The sequence below is a fragment of the Streptomyces sp. CA-179760 genome (assembly GCF_050937045.1).
GTDB lineage: Bacteria > Actinomycetota > Actinomycetes > Streptomycetales > Streptomycetaceae > Streptomyces.
This window is the reverse complement of record NZ_JBNJLZ010000001.1, coordinates 2,372,733-2,394,652: the sequence shown is the minus strand read 5'-3', so window position 1 is coordinate 2,394,652 and position 21,920 is coordinate 2,372,733. Positions and strand designations below refer to the sequence as shown.

Below are 21,920 nucleotides of genomic sequence, written 5' to 3'. Positions count from 1 at the left end.
CGGGAGATTGGCAGCCGGCGGACCCGATTGTCGAGGTCACGGCGACATGTTCCGCATGGTGGGAACGGGTGTTGCAATCTCGTGAACAGCCGGGGCCGCCGGCCGAGGGCGGGGATCGACAGGCCGGCGACCCATCCGCCCAGGAGCCGTCATCCTGCGCGGGGCTCCCACCAGTTGACTGCGCAACTATGCGCACCGGGAGCGCGCGCACGACACCGGCGTGTGTGAAGCGTTCACACGGGGCGCGTACGCGGCTTGTTGCTGCGAACTCGTGCCCCGGTTCGGCTTCTCACCACCCGCTTTTCACCACCCGCGCGCGTGCCACTCCGGAAGCTGCGGGCGTTCCGTGCCCAGCGTCGTGTCGTTGCCGTGCCCCGGGTAGACCCATGTCTCGTCCGGGAGGACGTCGAAGATCCTGGTCTCGACATCGTGGAGAAGGCTGGCGAACGCCTTGGGGTCCTTGTGGGTGTTGCCCACACCACCGGGGAACAGGCAGTCCCCGGTGAACACATGGGGATGCCCGTGCGGGTCGTCGTAGACGAGGGCGATCGAGCCGGGCGTGTGCCCGACCAGGTGGCGCGCGGTGAGTTCCACGCGCCCCACCCGGATGGTGTCGCCGTCGTCGACCGGCACGTCGGTCCGTACGGGGATGCCGTCGGCGTCGTCCCGGCCCGCGTACGTGCGGGCGCCGGTGGCCGCCACGACCTCGGCGAGCGCCTGCCAGTGGTCGCCGTGCTGATGGGTGGTGACGACGGACGCGATGCCGTCGCCACCGATCATGCCGAGCAGTGTGTCCGCCTCGTTCGCGGCGTCGATCAGCAACTGCTCGTCCGTGGCCCGGCAGCGCAGCAGATAGGCGTTGTTGTTCATCGGACCGACCGCGATCTTGGTGATCATCAGGTCCTTGAGCTCGTGCACGTCGGCGGGCCCGCCGACCGTCACCTCTCCGCTGTACGTCATGTCCGCCAGCCTATAGCGGGGGAGCGGCCCGGGTCCTAGAGCGGGGGCAGCGCCGGAAGTGGGCCGTCGGCCACCTCCAGGGCGGATCCGGCACGGCGGCCGGCGAGCCAGCCCAGCAGATCGGCCGGGGGGCCGGTGACGGTCAGCTCGGGGTCGTCACCCGCCTCCCGTCCCGTGCTCCACGCGCGCGTGCCGTCCGTGAGGCGCGTGGGCGGTACGTCGGGATGCCCGGCGAACCGGTCGGCCAGGAAGACGATCTCCCGCTCGGCGAACTCGGCCGGCAGATCCTCCAGCTCGTAGCCGATCCCCAGGTCCACGTGATGCAGCTCCACCTCCACCCAGCGCCGGAACGGCACCCGGGACGCGGAGTCCGTGACCCCGCCCCGCAGCTCCACCGTGCGCGACCAGTCCGCCGGAGCGGCCGCGGTCTCCTGGAAGCGGGCCGCGCTCTCGCGCAGGTCGGCGAGCTGGACATCGAGGGCGCGCGGGGCGTCCCGCTCGATGTCGGCGTCCCGGGCCTCGCCGGAGACGTACATGGGCCGCCCTTCGAGCACGTTCACGAGGGCGTCCGCGTTCCGGGCGAGGTGGGCGAGGACGTGGCCGCGGCTCCAGCCGGGCAGCCGTGACGGCTCCGTCACAGACGCGTTGTCCAGTTTGCCGACTGCGGTCAGCAGCCGCTCCGTCGCGTCACGTACAGACGCCAGGTCATGAGCGTGATCAATCATGGTGCTGACCCTAGCTCCGCCACTCCTTCGGGTGAAGGTGGTGAAGCAGTGCCGTAAATCGAAAGCGCGTGCTATATGGTCGGACGTGGCGTCGGGCATGCTGGAGAGCCGGGGTTTGTTGGCAACCCGTGAATCCGACCGGCGTTGTCAGTGGCTCCCCCTAGTCTGAGAAAGACGGGGGCCCCGCCCCTGTCACTTCTCTCAAGAAAGGTGCGGACCGGCGTGGCCGACCGTCTCATCGTTCGTGGAGCGCGCGAGCACAACCTCAAGAACGTCTCGCTCGACCTCCCGCGCGACTCGCTCATCGTCTTCACGGGCCTGTCGGGGTCGGGCAAGTCCTCGCTGGCCTTCGACACCATCTTCGCCGAGGGACAGCGGCGCTACGTGGAGTCGCTCTCCTCGTACGCCCGCCAGTTCCTCGGCCAGATGGACAAGCCGGACGTCGACTTCATCGAGGGCCTCTCCCCGGCCGTCTCCATCGACCAGAAGTCGACCTCGCGCAACCCGCGCTCCACGGTCGGCACCATCACCGAGGTCTACGACTACCTGCGTCTGCTCTTCGCGCGCATCGGCAAGCCGCACTGTCCCGAATGCCGCCGCCCGATCTCGCGCCAGTCGCCGCAGGCCATCGTCGACAAGGTCCTGGAGCTGCCGGAGGGCAGCCGCTTCCAGGTGCTGTCGCCGCTGGTGCGCGAGCGCAAGGGCGAGTTCGTCGATCTCTTCGCCGAGCTCCAGACCAAGGGCTACTCCCGCGCACGCGTCGACGGCGAGACGATCCAGCTGTCGAACCCGCCCACGCTGAAGAAGCAGGAGAAGCACACCATCGAGGTGGTCGTCGACCGCCTCACGGTCAAGGAGGGCGCCAAGCGCCGCCTCACCGACTCCGTGGAGACCGCCCTCGGCCTGTCCGGCGGCATGGTCGTGCTCGACTTCGTCGACCTCCCCGAGGACGACCCCGAGCGCGAGCGCATGTACTCCGAGCACCTGTACTGCCCGTACGACGACCTCTCCTTCGAGGAGCTCGAGCCCCGCTCCTTCTCCTTCAACTCGCCCTTCGGCGCCTGCCCGGACTGCTCCGGCATCGGCACGCGCATGGAGGTCGACGCGGAGCTGATCGTCCCGGACGAGGACAAGAGCCTCGACGAGGGCGCGATCCACCCCTGGTCGCACGGCCACACCAAGGACTACTTCGGCCGCCTGATCGGCGCGCTCGCCGACGCGCTGGGCTTCCGCACGGACATCCCCTTCGGGGGCCTGCCGCAGCGCGCCAAGAAGGCCCTGCTCCACGGCCACAAGACCCAGGTCGAGGTCCGTTACCGCAATCGCTACGGGCGCGAGCGCCGGTACACCACGGCCTTCGAGGGCGCCATCCCCTTCGTGAAGCGCCGGCACAGCGAGGCCGAGAGCGACTCCAGCCGTGAGCGCTTCGAGGGCTACATGCGCGAGGTGCCCTGCCCCACCTGTGAGGGCACGCGTCTGAAGCCGATCGTCCTCGCGGTCACGATCATGGACAAGTCCATTGCCGAGGTCTCCGCGATGTCGATCAGCGACTGCGCGGACTTCCTGGGCGAGCTGAAGCTCACCGCCCGCGACAAGAAGATCGCCGAGCGCGTGCTGAAGGAGGTCAACGAACGGCTGCGGTTCCTGGTCGACGTCGGCCTGGACTACCTCTCGCTGAACCGCGCGGCCGGCACCCTCTCCGGCGGCGAGGCCCAGCGCATCCGCCTGGCGACCCAGATCGGCTCCGGCCTGGTCGGCGTCCTGTACGTCCTCGACGAGCCGTCCATCGGTCTGCACCAGCGTGACAACCACCGCCTGATCGAGACCCTGGTCCGGCTGCGCGACATGGGCAACACGCTCATCGTCGTCGAGCACGACGAGGACACCATCAAGACCGCCGACTGGATCGTCGACATCGGCCCCGGCGCCGGCGAGCACGGCGGCAAGGTCGTGCACAGCGGCTCCCTGAAGGAACTGCTCGCCAACGCCGAGTCGCAGACCGGTCAGTATCTGTCCGGCAAGAAGGCCATCCCGCTGCCCGACATCCGGCGCCCGCTGGACCCGTCCCGGCAGCTCACGGTGCACGGTGCCCGGGAGAACAACCTCCAGGACATCGACGTGTCCTTCCCGCTGGGCGTGCTCACCGCTGTCACCGGCGTGTCCGGCTCCGGCAAGTCGACCCTGGTCAACGACATCCTGTACACGCACCTGGCCCGCGAGCTCAACGGCGCCCGGAGCGTGCCCGGGCGGCACACGCGCGTGGACGGCGACGACCTCGTCGACAAGGTCGTGCACGTCGACCAGTCGCCCATCGGCCGCACCCCGCGTTCCAACCCGGCCACCTACACCGGCGTCTTCGACCACATCCGCAAGCTGTTCGCCGAGACCACCGAGGCGAAGGTCCGCGGCTACCTGCCCGGCCGCTTCTCCTTCAACGTCAAGGGCGGCCGCTGCGAGAACTGCTCGGGCGACGGCACCATCAAGATCGAGATGAACTTCCTCCCGGACGTGTACGTCCCGTGCGAGGTCTGCCACGGCGCCCGGTACAACCGGGAGACCCTGGAGGTCCACTACAAGGGCAAGTCCATTGCCGACGTCCTGAACATGCCGATCGAGGAGGCCACGGAGTTCTTCGAGGCGGTCCCCGCGATCTCCCGCCATATGAAGACCCTGAAGGACGTCGGCCTCGGCTACGTCCGGCTCGGCCAGTCCGCGACCACCCTGTCCGGCGGTGAGGCCCAGCGCGTCAAGCTCGCCAGCGAGCTCCAGCGCCGCTCCACCGGCCGCACGGTCTACGTCCTGGACGAGCCGACCACCGGTCTGCACTTCGAGGACATCAGCAAGCTGCTGACGGTCCTGTCCGGACTGGTCGACAAGGGCAACACGGTCATCGTCATCGAGCACAACCTCGACGTGATCAAGACGGCCGACTGGATCGTCGACATGGGGCCCGAGGGCGGAGCCGGCGGCGGCCTGGTCGTCGCGGAGGGCACGCCCGAGGAGGTCGCCGCGGTCCCGACCAGCCACACCGGCAAGTTCCTCCAGGAGGTCCTGGGCGCCGACCGCATCAGCGACGCGTCCTCGGTGCGGGCACCGCGCAAGGCGGCGGCGAAGACGACGGCGGCGAAGAAGGCGGCGGCGGCGAAGACGGTCCCGGCGCAGGCCAGGTCGAAGAAGACTGCGACGAAGACCGCCGCGAAGAAGACGACGCGGACCAGCAAGAGCTGAGGACCGAGCCGAGGCGCTGTGCGCCCACGGGATCATCGGTGACGATCTCCCGCGGGGCACGGCGCCTTGGCTGTCCTCAAGCCGTTCAGTCGTTCTTCGGCTCCACGAACTGCATATCGAGCTGGATCTTCACCACTTCCCCGAGCAGCCCCGGAGCGAAGTCGAGCCCGAACTCGCTGCGCCGGATCTCGCCCGTCGCCTCGAACCCGGCATGCCGGCTGCCGTCCATGGGCACCTCGACCAGCCCGCCGAACTCCACGGCCAGCGTCACCGGCCGGGTCATTCCGCCGATCGTCAGCTCACCCTCCATCGTCCAGTCCTCACCCTCACCCGACACCCGCGTCGAGCGGTATGTCATCGTCGGGCGCTTCTCGACGTCGAGCAGGTCGGAGGCGCGTACATGCGCGTCCCGATCGGCGTTGCCGGTGTCGATCGAGGCCAGGTCGACGGTCGCGGAGACCCGCACGTCCTCGACCCGTTCCCCGACGGACAGTTCGGCCTCCAGCCGCTCGAAGCGTCCCCGCACCTTGGCGATGCCCAGGTGACGGATGGTGAAGTTCACGGAGGAGTGGAACGGGTCCAGGGCCCAGTTCCCCGGAGTCAGCGGCAGGGCGGTGGCGGAAGCGGCGGCGGCGATGTCATTCGTCATGTGCTCCACCCTGAGGGCCGGGTGGCCCAGGAGGGAGACCGTCCTGAGCCTGGTAGTGGCAGGGCCACGATCCGCGCCCGCGCGCGTTGTACGTTCGGCGGGTGAGCGACAACGAGTTGGGCACGTACCTGCGCACCTGGCGTGAAGCCGTCAGCCCCGCCGAGGCCGGTCTGCCCACGGGGCCCCGGCGCCGCACCCCGGGCCTGCGACGCGCCGAACTGGCCACGCTCGCCGACATCAGCGTCGAGTACCTCACCCGGCTGGAACAGGGACGCGACCGCAACCCCTCCGCCCAGGTGCTCGGTGCCCTCGCCGACGCCCTGCAGCTGTCGCTCAGCGACCGGATGCTGCTCCGCCGCCTGACCAAGGAGGCGGACGGCGGCGACCCGCTGGTCTGCGCGGCGGCCCCGTCGCTGGGCTACTCGGTGCGCCCCACCGTCCGGTCGGTGCTCGATCGACTGGAGCCGACCCCCGCGCTGGTGGTCAACTGGATCGGCGACATCCTCGCCCACACCGCGGGGTACGAGCGGCTGGCCGGCCCCCTCGGCCTGCTCGACGACGAGCGGCCCAACCTGCTCCGGTACCTGTTCACCGACGAGCGTGCCCGCGACGCATACCGCGACTGGGACCGGGTGGCCGACGACCTCGTCGCCCGGCTCCGGCACGGGGCCCCGCTCCGGGACCCCTACGTCGCCGAGCTGGCCGACGAGCTGACGGTGACGGCGGGGGCGGACTTCGCCGACCGGTTCGCCGACCTGGCCGTGGCGCCGCGGCGGACGGGTTCCCAGCAGATCGAGCACCCGGAGGCCGGATCGCTGCGACTGGTGCACGAGACGCTCGTGCTGCCCGAAGAAGGCCTGCGTGTGATCGTTCAGCTGCCCGCCGACGATGCCACGGCCGCCGCCCTGGACCGCCTCGACGGCCGCCGCCCCGGCGCGCTGCGGGCCGTGGGAGAGGCCGGCTGAGCGGACTCAGCCGTCCAGCTCGTGCGCGTACGGCGGTTCCGCACCCGCCCGTGAGCAGGTGACCGCCGCGGCGCGGGCCGCGAAGCCCAGCAGTTCCGTCCAGCCGTCGGACCCCAGTGCGGCCAGGGCCGGCTCGCTGAGGGCGTCGCGTACCGCGAGCCCGTGCAGCAGCGCCGCGTTGACCGTGTCGCCCGCGCCGATCGTGTCCACGACCTCCACCCGCTCGCCCGGTACGGAGTACTCGCCGCCGTCGGCGGTGAAGACGGTCAGCCCGTCGCCGCCCCGGGTGATCACGACCGCTACGGGGCCGGCCGCCAGCCAGTCCTGGGGCGTGCCGCCCAGCCACTGGGCGTCCTCGGCGGACAGCTTCAGCAGCGACACCGCCGGCAGCCAGCTCTTGAACCGCGCCCGGTAGGCGTCCGCGTCCGGGATCAGCCCCGCCCTGATGTTGGGGTCCAGCGCGGTGAACACTCCCTGCGCGGCGGCCGAACGCATCAGTTCCTCGTACGCGCTCGCCCCCGGCTCCAGCACCAGCGAGCAGGTGCCGAAGGAGACCGCACGGGTGCCCGACGGCAGTGCGGAGGGCGCTGCGAACAGCCGGTCCGCCGTCCCGTCCACATAGAAGGAGTACGCCGCCGAGCCGTCCACACCGACCGTGGCGACGGCGAGGGTCGTCGGCTCGGCACCGCGCTGCACCGACGACACGTCGACGCCGGTCTCGCGCAGCCGGTCCAGCAAAGCTTCCCCGAAGGCGTCGGACGACACCCGGGAGCAGAAGGCGGCGGGGGAGCCTAGGCGGCCCAGTGCCACGGCCGTGTTGTACGGGCCGCCGCCGAGCGCCGGCTGCAGCGCCGCCAGGGCACCCGCGCCCCGCGGTACCAGGTCGATCAGTGCCTCACCGGCGACGACGATCATGCGACGGTTCCTTTCTCGGGCTGTGCGGACTGCTCGAACCGGACCGACTGCCCGGACTCCTCGGGGCAGCCGCAGGAGGTGCGATGGACGAAGGCGGAGGGGAGCCGCACCGTCCGCGCCGGCCGGTCCGGCTCGGCGAGACGCTCCAGGAGCACGTGTACGGCCTGGGCGCCGATGTCCTTGCTGGGCTGTGCGATCGCGGTGAGCCGGGGTGAGAACAGATCCGCCCAGGCGAAGTCGTCGAAGCAGCACAGCGCGATGTCGCCCGGCACGGACAGGCCGCGGGCACGCAGGGCACGCAGGGCCCCGATGGTCATGGCGTTGTTGCCGGTGACCATCGCGGTGGGCGGCACAGCGAGCGACAGCAGGGCCGCGGCTGCCCCTTCGCCACCGGCCGACTCCGAGTCGCCGTGCACGAGGAGCCGTTCGTCGTACGGCAGTCCCGCGAAGGCGAGACCGGTCCGGTAGCCGGCGATCCGCTCGCTCGTGGTGCTGAACCCGGGCCGTCCGGCCACCAGCCCGATCCGCCGGTGGCCGAGGCCGGCGAGATGAGTGACCAGCAGGGACGTCGGTTCGGCGTTGTCGGCGCACACCTGGTCGAAACGCGGATCACCGTCGTCCGCCGGGGCGCCCACCAGCCGGTCGAGGAACACCGCCGGTACGTCGTGCCGCTCCAGGTAGGCGAGCAGCCCGCGCGGATCCGCCGAGGGCGCGACGATCATGCCGTCCACCCGGCGCTCGTGCAGCAGCTGGACGACCTTGCGCTCGTGCTCCGGGTCGTCGTGCGGATCGGCGATCAGCAGGCTGTAGCCGTGCTCCAGGGCACTGGCCTCGACGCCCTGGAGGATCTCCGTGAAGTACGGGTTGCTGATCGCCGAAACCGCCAGCCCGATGGAACGGGTGCGGGACGTCACCAGGGAGCGGGCCAGCGTGTTCGTTGTGTAGCCCAGCTCCTCCACGGCGTCCAGGACCGCCTGGCGGGTGCGCGGCAGCACCGGCCGGGTGCCGTTCAGCACGTGCGAGACGGTCGCCACGGAGACACCGGCGCTCCGTGCGACGTCGGCCATGGTCGCCATGCCGTTCCTCCTCCGCTCCCGGTGTCCCGGCGGGGAACGTATCGCATCCATCGGCGGACGTAAACGCTTGCGCAAGCGTTTACGTCCGACCGAGCCCAGGACCGAGCCCAGGACTGAGCCCGAGACCGCGTCCACAGGCCGCCGCCGAACCCGGTCCCGCGTCGTGACGCCTACTCCCAGTCCCAGCCGATCCCCAGAAACCCGGCCCGCACCCGTGGCTCGACCACATGCACTGACCGGTGCCGTCCGCTCAGTGCCAGGTCCTGGCACCCACTGCGCGGCGCCGCAGCCGAGTGCTGCGCGAACCGGTGGCAGCGCACCGGGACGGCCGCCGTGTCGAAGCACACCTGGAGCGCGTACTGGCCGCCGGGGACGTCGAAACCGCGGACGTACTCGCGCGCCTCGTCCGCCGTCCCGTCCTCGACGCCGTAGCGGAACAGGAACGTGTCCCCGGCCCGCAGCCGGATGTCGAAGAGCAGCTCGGCGGCGAGCATGCCGGTGTCGCGGTGCCAACGGACGCGACCCGTACGGCAGTTCTCCAGGGCATGCACCCTCATGCGCTCGGGCACAGCTCCCCGGTCGCCGTGGTGGACGGCGACGAAGCGGTCGATGCCGTCCCGGTGGGCGCGCACGATGTGGTGCGACTCGCGCTCGGCCAGCTCGCGCCGCGCCCCGATCCGCAGCCGCTCGTGGTGCCCGAGGGTGTGCAGGCCCCCGTCCGGCGGACAGTCCAGCTCGGCCAGCAACTGGTCCAGGGCCCCGGAGGCCTCCACGAGGGATCGATACGACCGGGCCGCGGACCGCTGCCCGGACGCGCCGGCGTCGGACTCGGCGAGCAGCCTGATCAGCGACTCCTCGGGAAGCTCCAGGATCTCTTCCAGTGCACGGACGGCTCGCAGCGACTCGGGGCGCTGCGGACGCCTGGCCCCCTGCTGCCAGTAACTCAGGCTCGTGACACCGACCTTCACGCCGTGGCGGGACAGATGGTGCTGCACGCGTTGCAGCGGCAGCCCGCGGGCCGCGATCGCCGCACGCAGGGCGACGTGGAAGGGGCCACCTCGCAGGGCCGAGTCCAGGTCCGCGCTGGCGACGTCCGCGTGCTGTGTGGCGTGCGGCATGCAGGGGCCTCTCTGTGAGTCGGCAACGGCTGCCCCGAGTTCCACCGCATTGAAGCGTGTTGACCTGGTCCCGACAACACCTGAAGCCGGACAGTGATGTACACCCCGCCGGACATACGAACGCCCGGGGCGGCGTACACCCCGGGCGTTCGTGGCTGACGGTGGGTTTCTAGGAGCGGTCGTTTCCGCTCTGTTCCTCGAGGGCGAGACGCTTGGCCCGCACTATGTCGGGGTCGCGCGGGTCCAGGGCGTCGCGCAGCGCGAACGGCTCGTCCGCGTACCGGCGGGCACGGACCGTCCGCCGGGTTTTCTCGATCCGCATCTGCTTCATCTGCGCAGCCCTCCGACCCGTGGCCCGCCCGCTCCGTGTGGGAAGCGGCCGGTCCGCACTGACATCCTGTGCCTGCACCGACACGGCCCTCGTCCGCCGGACGCCGCCGTGTCCCCGTGGGAAGCCTGCATTCCCGCTACCGGCGTGCCGTAATCCCCGCGGCGGGACATGCCGTTGGAAACTGCCACCGCCAAGCCTGTGATCGTGCCCCGCGCTCCCGTCGGACTGTCGGTGCTCGCCAGTAGGGTGTGAGACATGGCCGACCCCTCCAGCTACCGCCCCAAACCGGGTGAGATCCCCGATACGCCGGGGGTCTACAGGTTCCGCGACGAGCACCGCCGGGTGATCTACGTCGGAAAGGCGAAGAGCCTGCGCCAGCGCCTGGCGAACTACTTCCAGGATCTGGCGGGAATGCACCCGCGCACCCGGACCATGGTCACCACGGCCGCGTCCGTGGAGTGGACGGTGGTGTCCACGGAGGTCGAGGCGCTCCAGCTGGAGTACTCCTGGATCAAGGAGTACGACCCCCGGTTCAACGTCAAGTACCGCGACGACAAGAGCTACCCGTACCTCGCGGTGACGATGAACGAGGAGTACCCGCGCGTGCAGGTGATGCGCGGTCACAAGAAGAAGGGCGTCCGCTACTTCGGGCCGTACGGGCACGCGTGGGCCATCCGCGACACGGTCGACCTCCTGTTGCGCGTCTTCCCCGTGCGCACCTGCTCGGCCGGTGTCTTCAAGAACGCCGCCCGCACCGGCCGCCCCTGCCTCCTCGGCTACATCGGCAAGTGCTCGGCCCCCTGTGTGGACCGGGTCTCCGCTGAGGAGCACCGCGAACTGGCCGACGAGTTCTGCGACTTCATGACCGGCCGGACGAACGCCTACATCCGCCGCCTGGAGAAGCAGATGGGCGAGGCGGCCGAGGAGATGGAATACGAGCGGGCGGCCCGGCTGCGCGACGACATCGGGGCCCTGAGGAAGGCCATGGAGAAGAGCGCGGTCGTGCTCGCCGACGCGACCGACGCCGACCTGATCGCGGTCGCCGAGGACGAGCTGGAGGCGGCCGTCCAGATCTTCCACGTACGTGGCGGACGCGTGCGCGGCCAGCGCGGCTGGGTCACCGACAAGGTGGAGGAGATCACCACCGGGGCCCTCGTGGAGCACGCCCTGCAGCAGCTCTACGGCGAGGAGACCGGCGACGCCGTCCCCAAGGAGGTGCTGGTCCCGGCCCTGCCCGAGCCCGTGGAGCCCGTCCAGGAGTGGCTCACGGGGCGGCGCGGCTCGAACGTCTCCCTGCGCGTCCCGCAGCGCGGCGACAAGAAGGCCCTCATGGAGACAGTCCAGCGCAACGCGCAGCAGTCGCTCGTCCTGCACAAGACCAAGCGCGCCTCCGACCTGACCACGCGCTCGCGTGCCCTGGAGGAGATCGCCGACGCCCTCGACCTGGACAGCGCCCCGCTCAGGATCGAGTGCTACGACATCTCCCACCTCCAGGGCGACGACGTCGTGGCCTCCATGGTCGTCTTCGAGGACGGCCTCGCCCGCAAGAGCGAGTACCGGCGCTTCCAGATCAAGGGCTTCGCCGGGCAGGACGACGTCCGCTCCATGCACGAGGTGATCACCCGCCGCTTCCGGCGCTACCTCGCCGAGAAGGAGAAGACGGGGGAGTGGACCGACGGCGAGAACGCCGATACCCCCGAGGCCGAGACACCTGAGATCGACAGCAACGGCGAGATCGTCGGGACCGGCCTCACCGAGGACGACGGCCGCCCCAAGAAGTTCGCCTATCCGCCCCAGCTCGTCGTCGTCGACGGTGGCGCCCCGCAGGTCGCGGCAGCCCGGCGGGCCCTGGACGAGCTCGGGATCGACGACATCGCCGTGTGCGGCCTCGCCAAGCGCCTGGAGGAGGTCTGGCTGCCCGGTGACGACGACCCGGTGGTCCTGCCCCGTACCAGCGAGGGCCTGTATCTGCTCCAGCGGGTCCGTGACGAGGCCCACCGGTTCGCGATCACCTACCAGCGCGCGAAGCGGGCCAAGCGCTTCCGGTCCAGCCCTCTGGACGACGTCCCCGGTCTCGGGGACACGCGGAAGCAGGCACTCCTGAAACACTTCGGTTCGTTGAAGAAACTGCGATCTGCCACCATCGACCAGATCTGCGAGGTTCCCGGCATAGGCCGAAAGACCGCCGAGACCATCGCGGCGGCCCTCGCCCAGGCGGCCCCGGCCGCACCCGCCGTCAACACGGCGACCGGAGAGATCATGGAAGAGGAACCCGGCACGGAAGCCGGCTCGGAACCCGGCACCATGGGTTCCAGTGGGGAACCCGTGACGATGGGAGCCCCGGACGAACGACGGGGGCAGGAGACATGAATGTGAACGAGCACGACGGGCAAGAACAGCAAGCCGGAGACGGAGCACAGGTGAGCACGGGCACGCCCAACGACAAGGCCCCGGTCCCGGAAGCGGCCATCCCCGAGCTGGTGATCATCTCCGGCATGTCCGGGGCCGGCCGGTCGACGGCCGCGAAGTGCCTGGAGGACCTCGGCTGGTTCGTCGTCGACAACCTGCCGCCCGCGCTGATCCCCACCATGGTGGAGCTCGGCGCCCGCTCCCAGGGCAACGTGGCCCGGATCGCCGTCGTCGTCGACGTCCGAGGCCGCCGCTTCTTCGACAACCTCCGCGAGTCCCTCGCCGACCTGGAGGCGAAGAACGTCACCCGGAGGATCGTCTTCCTGGAGTCCTCCGACGAGGCCCTGGTGCGTCGCTTCGAGTCGGTGCGCCGCCCGCACCCCCTCCAGGGCGACGGCCGCATCGTCGACGGCATCGCCGCCGAGCGCGAGCTGCTGCGCGAGCTGCGTGGCGACGCCGACCTGGTGATCGACACCTCCAGCCTGAACGTGCACGAGCTGCGCGCCAAGATGGACGCCCAGTTCGCGGGCGAGGAGGAGCCGGAGCTGCGGGCCACGGTGATGTCCTTCGGCTACAAGTACGGCCTGCCGGTCGACGCCGACCTCGTCGTCGACTGCCGCTTCCTGCCTAACCCGCACTGGGTCCCGGAGCTGCGTCCGTACACCGGCCTCAACGAGGAGGTCTCCGGATACGTCTTCAACCAGCCCGGAGCCAAGGAGTTCCTCGACCGGTACACGGAGCTCCTCCAGCTCGTCGCCACCGGCTACCGCCGTGAGGGCAAGCGCTACGTGACCATCGCCGTGGGCTGCACGGGCGGCAAGCACCGCTCGGTCGCCATGTCGGAGAAGCTCGCCGCTCGGCTCGCGTCCGAAGGCGTGGAGACAGTGGTCGTACACCGGGACATGGGACGCGAATGACACGACGTACTCCGCGGCTGAGCCGGCTGCGCCGGGTGGTGCCCGACGGCAGCACCGACGCACGGGCCGGCCGGCCCGCCGAGGCCCGGGGCGGCAGACCGCGCCGCCGGGGCACCCAGCCCAAGGTCGTCGCCCTCGGCGGCGGCATGGGCCTGTCCGCCTCGCTGGCCGCACTGCGCCGCATCACCGGCGATTTGACCGCCGTCGTCACCGTGGCCGACGACGGCGGCTCCAGCGGCCGGCTCCGCGACGAGCTGGGCGTGCTGCCGCCCGGCGACCTGCGCAAGGCGCTGGCCGCGCTGTGCGGCGACGACGACTGGGGCCAGACCTGGGCCCGGGTCATCCAGCACCGCTTCCAGTCCCAGGGCGACCTGCACGAGCACGCGGTCGGCAACCTGCTGATCGTCGCCCTCTGGGAGCAGCTCGGCGACCATGTGCAGGCCCTCGACCTGGTCGGACGGCTGCTCGGCGCACAGGGGCGCGTGCTGCCCATGTCCGCCGTCCCGCTGGAGCTCCAGGCCCTGGTCAAGGGCCACGACCCGGAGCGCCCGGAGGAGGTCGACACGGTCCGCGGTCAGGCCACCGTCGCCCTCACCCCGGGCGAGGTGCAGTCCGTGCACGTCGTGCCGCACGACCCGCCCGCCGTGCCCGAGGCGGTCGAGGCCGTCCTGGACGCGGACTGGGTGGTGCTCGGCCCGGGCTCCTGGTTCTCCTCGGTCATCCCGCATCTGCTCGTGCCGGAGCTGCTGGACGCGCTCACGCAGACCAAGGCCCGCCGGGTGCTCTCCCTGAACCTCGCCCCGCAACCTGGAGAAACCGAGGGCTTCTCCCCGCAGCGTCATTTGGAGGTTTTGGGACGACACGCCCCTAAACTCGCCCTGGACGTGGTGCTGGCCGACGAGGCCGCCGTGCCCGACCGTGACTCCCTGACCGATGCCGCGAAGCGGTTCGGGGCCGCGGTCGAGCTGGCGCCGGTGGCCAGACCCGACGGGACCCCGAGGCACGACCCGGAGCTGTTGGCCGCCGCGTACGACCGTATTTTTCGGATGCATGGAAGGATCGGCCCATGGCGATGACGGCAGCGGTGAAGGACGAGATCTCCCGGCTCCCCGTCACCCGGACCTGCTGCAGAAAGGCGGAGGTCTCCGCCATGCTGCGGTTCGCCGGCGGCCTCCACCTGGTGAGCGGTCGGATTGTGATCGAGGCGGAGCTGGACACCGCGATGGCGGCCCGCCGTCTGAAGCGGGACATCCTGGAGATCTTCGGCCACAGCTCCGAACTGATCGTGATGGCACCCGGCGGACTGCGCCGCGGGTCCCGCTACGTCGTGCGCGTCATCGCGGGCGGGGACCAGCTGGCCCGCCAGACCGGCCTGGTCGACGGGCGCGGCCGCCCGATCCGCGGCCTTCCCCCGCAGGTGGTCTCGGGGGCCACCTGCGACGCCGAGGCAGCCTGGCGCGGCGCGTTCCTCGCGCACGGCTCGCTCACCGAGCCCGGCCGCTCCTCCTCCCTGGAGGTGACCTGCCCGGGCCCCGAGGCCGCGCTCGCACTGGTCGGCGCCGCCCGCCGCCTGTCGATCGGCGCCAAAGCCCGTGAGGTGCGCGGCGTGGACCGGGTCGTCGTCCGTGACGGTGACGCCATCGGTGCCCTGCTGACCCGGCTCGGTGCCCACGAATCGGTGCTGGCCTGGGAGGAGCGCCGGATGCGCCGCGAGGTGCGGGCCACGGCGAACCGGCTCGCCAACTTCGACGACGCCAACCTCCGTCGCTCGGCCCGCGCGGCCGTCGCCGCCGGTGCCCGCGTGCAGCGCGCCCTGGAGATCCTCGCCGACGACGTTCCCGAGCACCTCGCCGCCGCCGGCCGGCTGCGCATGGAGCACAAGCAGGCCTCCCTGGAGGAGCTGGGCGCGCTCGCCGACCCGCCGCTGACCAAGGACGCCGTCGCCGGCCGCATCCGCCGCCTGCTGGCCATGGCCGACAAGCGCGCCTCCGACCTCGGCATCCCGGGCACGGAGTCCAACCTCGCGGACGACCTCGCCGACAACCTCGTCGGCTGACCTCACAGGCCGTCAATCAGCCGGTGCCCGGCGCCCACTTGGGTGACCGGCACCGGCTTTTTGCGTGTCGCTGAGGCACCCTTGACTCGATCATGGACTGTCATGAGCCTGGCATCTGTTCGCTGCTGTGGCGAACCCACGCAAGGGGGGTTCATGAGACGAAGAGCGAGATCGATCCTCGCTGTCGGCGCGCTCCTGATCGGCGGAGCGAGCATCGCACCCATCGCCCAGGCACAACCGGGAAGTTCGGCCCCGTCCGACTCGGACGAAGTCAAGGTCTTCCGGGCCGAGGTCACCCAGAAGCAGGTACCCCTGCTGCTGGCGGCCGGCCAGGACGGTCACGAACTCGGCGAGCAGGTGCCCGAGAAGGGCACCGGCACCGTCGAGGTCTATCTCACCGACCAGCAGGCGAAGAAGCTTCGCAAGCAGGGCGTCGGCCTCACCGAGCACAAAGTCTCCGCAGGTGCCGAGAAGCGCGTCAGGAACGCCGCCGAGGGCGTGTTCCGCCCGTACAGCGGAGGGGGCGGCCTGAAGGAGGAGATCCTCCGCGCCGCGCAGCAGCACCCCGGCCTCACCAAGGTCGTCTCCATCGGCAAGACGGTGAACGGCCAGGACGTCCTCGCCCTGAAGCTCACCAAGAACGCGAAGAAGACGAAGGACGGCTCCAAGCCCTCCGTCCTCTACATGTCCAACCAGCACGCGCGCGAGTGGATCACGCCGGAGATGACCCGGCGCCTGATGCACCATTACCTGGACAAGTACAAGACGGACAAGCGCGTCAAGAAGATCGTCGACTCCACCGAGCTGTGGTTCCTCCTGTCGGCCAACCCCGACGGCTACGACCACACCTTCAAGAGCGACGACAACCGCATGTGGCGCAAGAACCTGCGGGACAACAACGGCGACGGCGCCATCGGCACCGGCGACGGCGTCGACCTCAACCGCAACTTCACCTACAAGTGGGGCTACGACGACGAGGGCTCGTCCCCCAACCCCACCAGCGAGACCTACCGTGGCGCGAGCCCGGGCTCCGAGCCGGAGACGAAGGCCCTGGACGCCTTCCAGAAGCGGATCGGCTTCACGTACGGCATCAACTACCACTCCGCCGCCGAACTCATCCTCTACGGAGTCGGCTGGCAGGTGGCCACGGAGACCCCGGACGACGTCCTGTACAAGGCGCTCGCCGGCACGCCCGAGAACCCGGCGGTCCCCGGCTACCACCCGCAGGTCTCCTCCGAGCTGTACACGACGAACGGCGAGGCCGACGGCCACGCGGCGAACGTCAACGGCCTGGCGATGTTCACCCCCGAGATGTCGACCTGCGCGACGGCCTCGAACATCGACCCGAACGACGAGTGGAAGGCGTCCGACTGCCGGTCGGTCTTCACCTTCCCGGACGACGAGAAGCTGATCCAGCAGGAGTTCGCCAAGAACGTCCCGTTCGCGCTCTCGGTCGCCGAGTCGGCCGCCCACCCCGACCGGCCGTCCTCCTCGGTCGGCATGAGCGCCGCCGACTTCACCCCAGCAGCCTTCTCCACGTCCTACTCGCGCGGCGCAGACCAGGAGATCTCCGTCGTCGCACGCAAGTCCGTGCGCGACAAGGAGCTGAGGTACCGCGTCAACGGCGGCCGCACCGAGGACATGGCGCTCAAGCCCTGGAAGGGCGGCGAGACGTACGGCGGTGAGGACAACCTCTACTTCGATGAGTACCGGGCGAAGGTCAAGGACGGCGACCCGGGCGACAAGGTCGAGGTGTGGTTCACCGGGGAGACGAAGAACGGCAAGCCGGTCTCCAGCAAGCGCTTCACCTACACCGTGGCCGAGCTCCCCAGGGCGAACACCCTCGTGGTCGCCGAGGAAGGCGCCACCGCCACGCAGGCGAAGGCTTACGTCGACGCGCTCAAGGCCAACGGCCGCAAGGCGGTCGTCTGGGACGTCGCCCAGCAGGGCGCGCCCGACGCGCTCGGTGTGCTGAGCCACTACGACACCGTCGTCCACTACACGGGCGCGGGCACCCCGGGCGTCGCCACCCAGCTCCAGCTGCGGTCTTTCCTCAACGAGGGCGGCAGGCTGATCGAGGCGGGCGAGCAGGCCGGCGGCAGCGTCGACCTGGGCGGCGGCACCCTGTCGAACGACTTCAGCCAGTACTACCTGGGTGCCTACAGCCGCACCTCGACCCCAGGGGCGACCGGCTTCACCGGCTCCGGCAGGCTCGGCAGCTTCACGGGCACGCTCGCCGGCGCCCCCGGCAACCCGCTGGACAGGGCGGGCACCTACGCGGTCACCTCCGGCGAACTGCCCGCCGACAGGTACCCGCAGTTCGCGAGCGAGGGCGCGGGACAGTTCGCCGGCACGGTGAACCCGTACGGCCCGTACGCGGGCTCCGCCATGGCGGCGGCCGTCCACACCAACGACGGCTACAAGCGCCTCACCCGCACCGTGGACCTCACCGGCACCACGACCGCCGACAAGCCCACGCTGCGCACCCAGTTGCTGTGGGACACCGAACCCGGCTACGACCACGTCCTGGTCGAGGCCCACACCACCGGCGCCGACGACTGGACGACCCTGCCCGAGGCGGGCGGCGCCACCAAGGCCACCGTGCCGGAGGAGTGCGCGGCCGGCTTCTACGTCAATGAGCACCCCTGGCTGAAGCGCTACCTCACCCTCACGGACGACGGCTGCACCGCGTCCGGCAGCTCCGGCCAGTGGCACAGCCTCACCGGTACCTCTAATGGCTGGCAGCAGGTGAACTTCGACCTGAGCGCCTACGCCGGCAAGACGGTCGAGCTGTCGATCAGCTACGTCACCGACCCGGGTACCGGCGGGCACGGCGTCCTCGCCGACGACGCCTCGCTCGTCGTCGGCGGCACGGCGAAGGAGACCGAGGGCTTCGAGACCTCCCTCGGCGCCTGGAAGACGGCCGGTCCGCCCGCGGGCAGCCCGGCCGTCCTCAAGGACTGGACGCGCACCGGGGCGCTGTTCCAGACATTCGGCGCGGTCACCACGGACGACACCGTGCTGCTGGGCTTCGGCCTCGAACACGTCGCCGCGGCGGCTGACCGGACGGCACTGATGAGGAAGGCGCTCGCTTCGCTGGACGGGTGACCTTCCTGCCCTGAAAGGGTGACGTCCCTGGTCAACAGGGACGCGCTCTGTGTAGCGAAATCGAGTGATCTTGATCTCAGCGGTGGGCGGTCCGTACCCCTACTGGCGGGTACGGACCGCCCTGCCGTGTATGGGGCATCTGGATGTCACCACCTGGGGCTCAGGGAGGTAGGGTCGTAGGCGGTCGGGGACATCCCAAACAGAGCTCGCCGGCTCTTCATGGCCGGCGTACCAACGAGGAGATCGGTTCGTGACGATCCGCGTAGGCATCAACGGCTTCGGCCGCATCGGCCGCAACTACTTCCGTGCGCTGCTGGAGCAGGGTGCGGACATCGAAATCGTGGCTGTCAACGACCTGGGTGACACCGCGACCACCGCTCATCTGCTCAAGTACGACACCATCCTGGGCCGTCTCAAGGCAGAGGTGTCGCACACCGCAGACACGATCACGGTCGACGACCACACCATCAAGGTGCTCTCCGAGCGCAACCCCGCGGAGATCCCGTGGGGCGAGCTGGGTGTCGACATCGTCATCGAGTCCACCGGCATCTTCACGAAGAAGGCCGACGCCGCCAAGCACCTCGCCGGCGGCGCCAAGAAGGTCCTCATCTCGGCTCCGGCCAAGGAGGAGGACATCACCATCGTGATGGGTGTCAACCAGGACAAGTACGAGCCGGCGAACCACCACGTCATCTCCAACGCCTCCTGCACCACCAACTGTGTGGCGCCGATGGCCAAGGTCCTCGACGAGAACTTCGGCATCGTCAAGGGCCTGATGACGACGGTCCACGCGTACACCAACGACCAGCGCATCCTGGACTTCCCGCACTCGGACCTGCGTCGCGCCCGCGCCGCCGCCGAGAACATCATCCCGACCACCACGGGTGCCGCGAAGGCCACCGCGCTGGTCCTGCCGCAGCTCAAGGGCAAGCTCGACGGCATCGCGATGCGTGTCCCGGTCCCGACCGGCTCGGCCACCGACCTGGTCGTGACGCTCCAGCGCGAGGTCACCAAGGACGAGGTCAACGCCGCGTTCAAGAAGGCGTCCGAGGACGGCGACCTCAAGGGCTACCTGGCCTACACCGAGGACCAGATCGTCTCCTCGGACATCGTCAGCGACCCGGCCTCCTGCACCTTCGACGCCTCCCTGACCATGGTCCAGGAGGGCAACTCGGTGAAGATCCTCGGCTGGTACGACAACGAGTGGGGCTACTCCAACCGCCTCGTGGACCTTACGGTCTTCGTCGGCAACCAGCTCTGATCAACCGAGCAGGCACGACAGTGTGAGAGCAGGGCTCGGGCAGCGTGACGACGCGCTGCCCGAGCCCTGACGCACGTACAGATCAGAGCTGTTCGATCACGAGCGCTTACGAGCGATCACGAGCTCTTTCAGGAGTCCCCTCATGAAGACGATCGACGAACTCCTCGCCGAAGGGGTCGCGGGCAAGCGGGCTTTCGTCCGCGCGGACCTGAACGTGCCGCTGGACGGCACGTCGATCACCGACGACGGCCGTATCCGCGCCGTGCTGCCCACGGTCAAGGCCCTCGCCGAGGCGGGCGCCCGCGTGGTCGTCGCCTCCCACCTGGGCCGCCCCAAGGGCGCCCCGGACCCGGCCTTCTCCCTCGCCCCCGCCGCCGCGCGCCTCGGTGAACTCCTCGGCGCCGACGTGGCCTTCGCGACCGACACGGTCGACGAGTCCGCCCAGGCCACTGTCGCGGCCCTCACCGACGGCCAGGTCGCCGTCATCGAGAACCTGCGCTTCAACGCCGGCGAGACGAGCAAGGACGACGCCGAGCGGGCTGCCTTCGCCGACCGGCTCGCCGCCCTCGCCGACGTCTACGTCAGTGACGGCTTCGGAGCCGTGCACCGCAAGCACGCCTCCGTGTACGACCTCCCGGCCCGGCTGCCGCACTACGCCGGCCATCTCATCGCGACCGAGGTCGGCGTCCTGAAGAAGCTCACCGATGACGTCAAGCGGCCCTACGCCGTCGTCCTGGGCGGCGCCAAGGTGTCCGACAAGCTCGCCGTCATCGACCAGCTGCTCGGCAAGGCCGACCGCCTGCTCATCGGCGGCGGCATGGTCTTCACCTTCCTCAAGGCCAAGGGTCACGAGATCGGCACGTCCCTGGTCCAGGAGGACCAGCTCCCGGCCGTCCGGGAGTACATCGAGCGCGCCGAGAAGAACGGCGTCGAGCTGGTGCTGCCGGTGGACGTCGTGGTCGCGCCCAACTTCCCGGACCTCAAGACCAAGGCTCCGGCCGGGCCCAGTACCGTCGCCGCGGACGCCATGCCGGCCGGTCAGATGGGCCTTGACATCGGCCCCGAGTCCCGCAAGCTGTACGCCTCGAAGATCGTCGACGCCGCCACCGTCTTCTGGAACGGCCCCATGGGCGTCTTCGAGCACCCTGATTTCGCCGAGGGCACCAAGGCGGTAGCCCAGGCTCTCCTCGACTCCCAGGCCTTCACGGTGGTCGGTGGTGGCGACTCCGCCGCGGCCGTCCGCATCCTGGGCTTCGACGAGAACGCATTCGGCCACATCTCGACCGGTGGCGGCGCCTCCCTCGAATACCTCGAGGGCAAGACGCTCCCCGGCCTCGCCGCACTGGAGGACTGACCCACATGACCGCGCGCACGCCGCTGATGGCGGGCAACTGGAAGATGAACCTCAACCACCTCGAGGCCATCGCCCACGTCCAGAAGCTCGCCTTCGCCCTGGCCGACAAGGACTACGAGGCCGTCGAGGTCGCCGTCCTGCCGCCCTTCACCGACCTGCGCTCCGTGCAGACCCTGGTCGACGGCGACAAGCTCAAGATCAAGTACGGCGCCCAGGACATCTCGGCGCACGACGGCGGTGCCTTCACCGGCGAGATCTCCGGCCCGATGCTGGCCAAGCTGAAGTGCTCGTACGTCGCGATCGGCCACAGCGAGCGGCGCCAGTACCACGCCGAGACCGACGAGCTGGTGAACGCCAAGGTCAAGGCCGCCTACAAGCACGGCCTGACGCCCATCCTGTGCGTCGGCGAGGAGCTGGAGATCCGCGAGGCGGGCAACCACGTCTCCCACACCCTCGCCCAGGTCGAGGGCGGTCTGAAGGACCTCCCCGCCGAGCAGGCCGAGACCGTCGTGATCGCCTACGAGCCCGTCTGGGCCATCGGCACCGGCAAGGTCTGCGGAGCCGGGGACGCCCAGGAGGTCTGCTCGGCGATCCGCGGCAAGATCGCCGAGTTGTACTCGCAGGACCTGGCCGACAAGGTCCGCATCCAGTACGGCGGCTCGGTCAAGGCGGGCAACGTCGCCGAGATCATGGCCCAGGCCGACATCGACGGCGCCCTGGTCGGCGGCGCCTCGCTGGACGCCGACGAGTTCGTCAAGATCGTGCGGTTCCGCGACCAGTGAGTATGCGGTAGCGGCGTAACGTCGTACCCTTGCGGGGTCCAGCCTTGTGCTGGGCCCCGCGTCGTC

General features: G+C 70.2%; 17 protein-coding genes. 10 read left to right on the top strand and 7 right to left on the bottom strand.

The features are described 5' to 3' along the window. Window positions 1-303: 303 nt before the first annotated feature. On the bottom strand, window positions 304-960 hold the full coding sequence (locus ACQEV8_RS10700; protein ID WP_432959324.1) for an MBL fold metallo-hydrolase: 657 nt from the start codon (window positions 958-960) through the stop codon (window positions 304-306). A gap of 35 nt (window positions 961-995) precedes the next feature. Continuing rightward, window positions 996-1,685 carry a maleylpyruvate isomerase family mycothiol-dependent enzyme gene (locus tag ACQEV8_RS10695; RefSeq protein ID WP_432959322.1) on the bottom strand — a complete coding sequence of 230 codons (690 nt, stop codon included), beginning with the start codon at window positions 1,683-1,685 and terminating at the stop codon, window positions 996-998. 222 nt (window positions 1,686-1,907) lie between these two features. On the opposite strand from ACQEV8_RS10695, the gene uvrA reads away from it, so the two are divergent. Then, entirely contained in the window at window positions 1,908-4,913 is a 3,006-nt protein-coding gene (gene uvrA / locus ACQEV8_RS10690; RefSeq protein ID WP_432959320.1) for an excinuclease ABC subunit UvrA, read from the top strand. Window positions 4,914-4,998: 85 nt separating this feature from the next. Here uvrA and ACQEV8_RS10685 read toward each other — a convergent pair whose 3' ends face one another. Then, window positions 4,999-5,562 (bottom strand): YceI family protein, encoded by a 564-nt coding sequence (locus tag ACQEV8_RS10685; protein ID WP_432959318.1) that lies wholly within the window; start codon window positions 5,560-5,562, stop codon window positions 4,999-5,001. A 101-nt stretch (window positions 5,563-5,663) separates the two neighbouring features. Between ACQEV8_RS10685 and ACQEV8_RS10680 the strand changes: the two genes are divergently transcribed. Next, a complete protein-coding gene (locus tag ACQEV8_RS10680) occupies window positions 5,664-6,527 on the top strand; it encodes a helix-turn-helix domain-containing protein (RefSeq protein ID WP_432959316.1) in 864 nt (287 codons plus the stop codon). Between the two features lie 6 nt (window positions 6,528-6,533). Here the strand turns inward: ACQEV8_RS10680 and ACQEV8_RS10675 are convergent, their stop codons facing one another. The 4 genes from ACQEV8_RS10675 to ACQEV8_RS10660 form a co-directional block, all read right to left on the bottom strand. Beyond that, window positions 6,534-7,442, bottom strand: coding sequence for a carbohydrate kinase family protein (locus tag ACQEV8_RS10675; protein ID WP_432959314.1), 909 nt, complete (start codon window positions 7,440-7,442; stop codon window positions 6,534-6,536). Further along, window positions 7,439-8,518: a LacI family DNA-binding transcriptional regulator gene (locus tag ACQEV8_RS10670; RefSeq protein ID WP_432959312.1), complete on the bottom strand. Its 1,080-nt coding sequence runs from the start codon at window positions 8,516-8,518 to the stop codon at window positions 7,439-7,441. The genes ACQEV8_RS10675 and ACQEV8_RS10670 overlap by 4 nt, the downstream gene beginning before the upstream one ends. 170 nt (window positions 8,519-8,688) lie before the next feature. Continuing rightward, entirely contained in the window at window positions 8,689-9,636 is a 948-nt protein-coding gene (locus ACQEV8_RS10665) for a hypothetical protein (RefSeq protein ID WP_432959310.1), read from the bottom strand. A 169-nt stretch (window positions 9,637-9,805) separates the two neighbouring features. Further along, window positions 9,806-9,958, bottom strand: coding sequence for a hypothetical protein (locus ACQEV8_RS10660; protein ID WP_432959308.1), 153 nt, complete (start codon window positions 9,956-9,958; stop codon window positions 9,806-9,808). Window positions 9,959-10,222: 264 nt separating this feature from the next. Between ACQEV8_RS10660 and uvrC the strand changes: the two genes are divergently transcribed. The 8 genes from uvrC (at window position 10,223) to tpiA (ending at window position 21,854) form a co-directional block, all read left to right on the top strand. Next, window positions 10,223-12,337, top strand: a complete 2,115-nt coding sequence (gene uvrC, locus ACQEV8_RS10655; RefSeq protein ID WP_432959307.1) for an excinuclease ABC subunit UvrC — start codon at window positions 10,223-10,225, stop codon at window positions 12,335-12,337. Further along, window positions 12,334-13,293 carry an RNase adapter RapZ gene (gene rapZ, locus ACQEV8_RS10650; protein ID WP_432959305.1) on the top strand — a complete coding sequence of 320 codons (960 nt, stop codon included), beginning with the start codon at window positions 12,334-12,336 and terminating at the stop codon, window positions 13,291-13,293. The genes uvrC and rapZ overlap by 4 nt, the downstream gene beginning before the upstream one ends. Next, window positions 13,290-14,369, top strand: coding sequence for a gluconeogenesis factor YvcK family protein (locus tag ACQEV8_RS10645; protein ID WP_189731002.1), 1,080 nt, complete (start codon window positions 13,290-13,292; stop codon window positions 14,367-14,369). The genes rapZ and ACQEV8_RS10645 overlap by 4 nt, the downstream gene beginning before the upstream one ends. Beyond that, the gene (whiA, locus tag ACQEV8_RS10640) at window positions 14,360-15,349 is read left to right on the top strand and encodes a DNA-binding protein WhiA (RefSeq protein WP_382498783.1); all 990 of its coding nucleotides are present in this window, start codon (window positions 14,360-14,362) and stop codon (window positions 15,347-15,349) included. Before ACQEV8_RS10645 ends, whiA begins: the two co-directional genes overlap by 10 nt. A gap of 153 nt (window positions 15,350-15,502) precedes the next feature. Continuing rightward, window positions 15,503-18,457 carry a M14 family zinc carboxypeptidase gene (locus tag ACQEV8_RS10635; protein ID WP_432959302.1) on the top strand — a complete coding sequence of 985 codons (2,955 nt, stop codon included), beginning with the start codon at window positions 15,503-15,505 and terminating at the stop codon, window positions 18,455-18,457. Window positions 18,458-18,707: 250 nt separating this feature from the next. Next, window positions 18,708-19,718: a type I glyceraldehyde-3-phosphate dehydrogenase gene (gap, locus tag ACQEV8_RS10630; RefSeq protein WP_432959300.1), complete on the top strand. Its 1,011-nt coding sequence runs from the start codon at window positions 18,708-18,710 to the stop codon at window positions 19,716-19,718. A 142-nt stretch (window positions 19,719-19,860) separates the two neighbouring features. Continuing rightward, the gene (locus tag ACQEV8_RS10625) at window positions 19,861-21,072 is read left to right on the top strand and encodes a phosphoglycerate kinase (RefSeq protein ID WP_432959298.1); all 1,212 of its coding nucleotides are present in this window, start codon (window positions 19,861-19,863) and stop codon (window positions 21,070-21,072) included. A gap of 5 nt (window positions 21,073-21,077) precedes the next feature. Beyond that, the gene (tpiA, locus tag ACQEV8_RS10620) at window positions 21,078-21,854 is read left to right on the top strand and encodes a triose-phosphate isomerase (protein WP_382595734.1); all 777 of its coding nucleotides are present in this window, start codon (window positions 21,078-21,080) and stop codon (window positions 21,852-21,854) included. Window positions 21,855-21,920 lie beyond the last annotated feature (66 nt).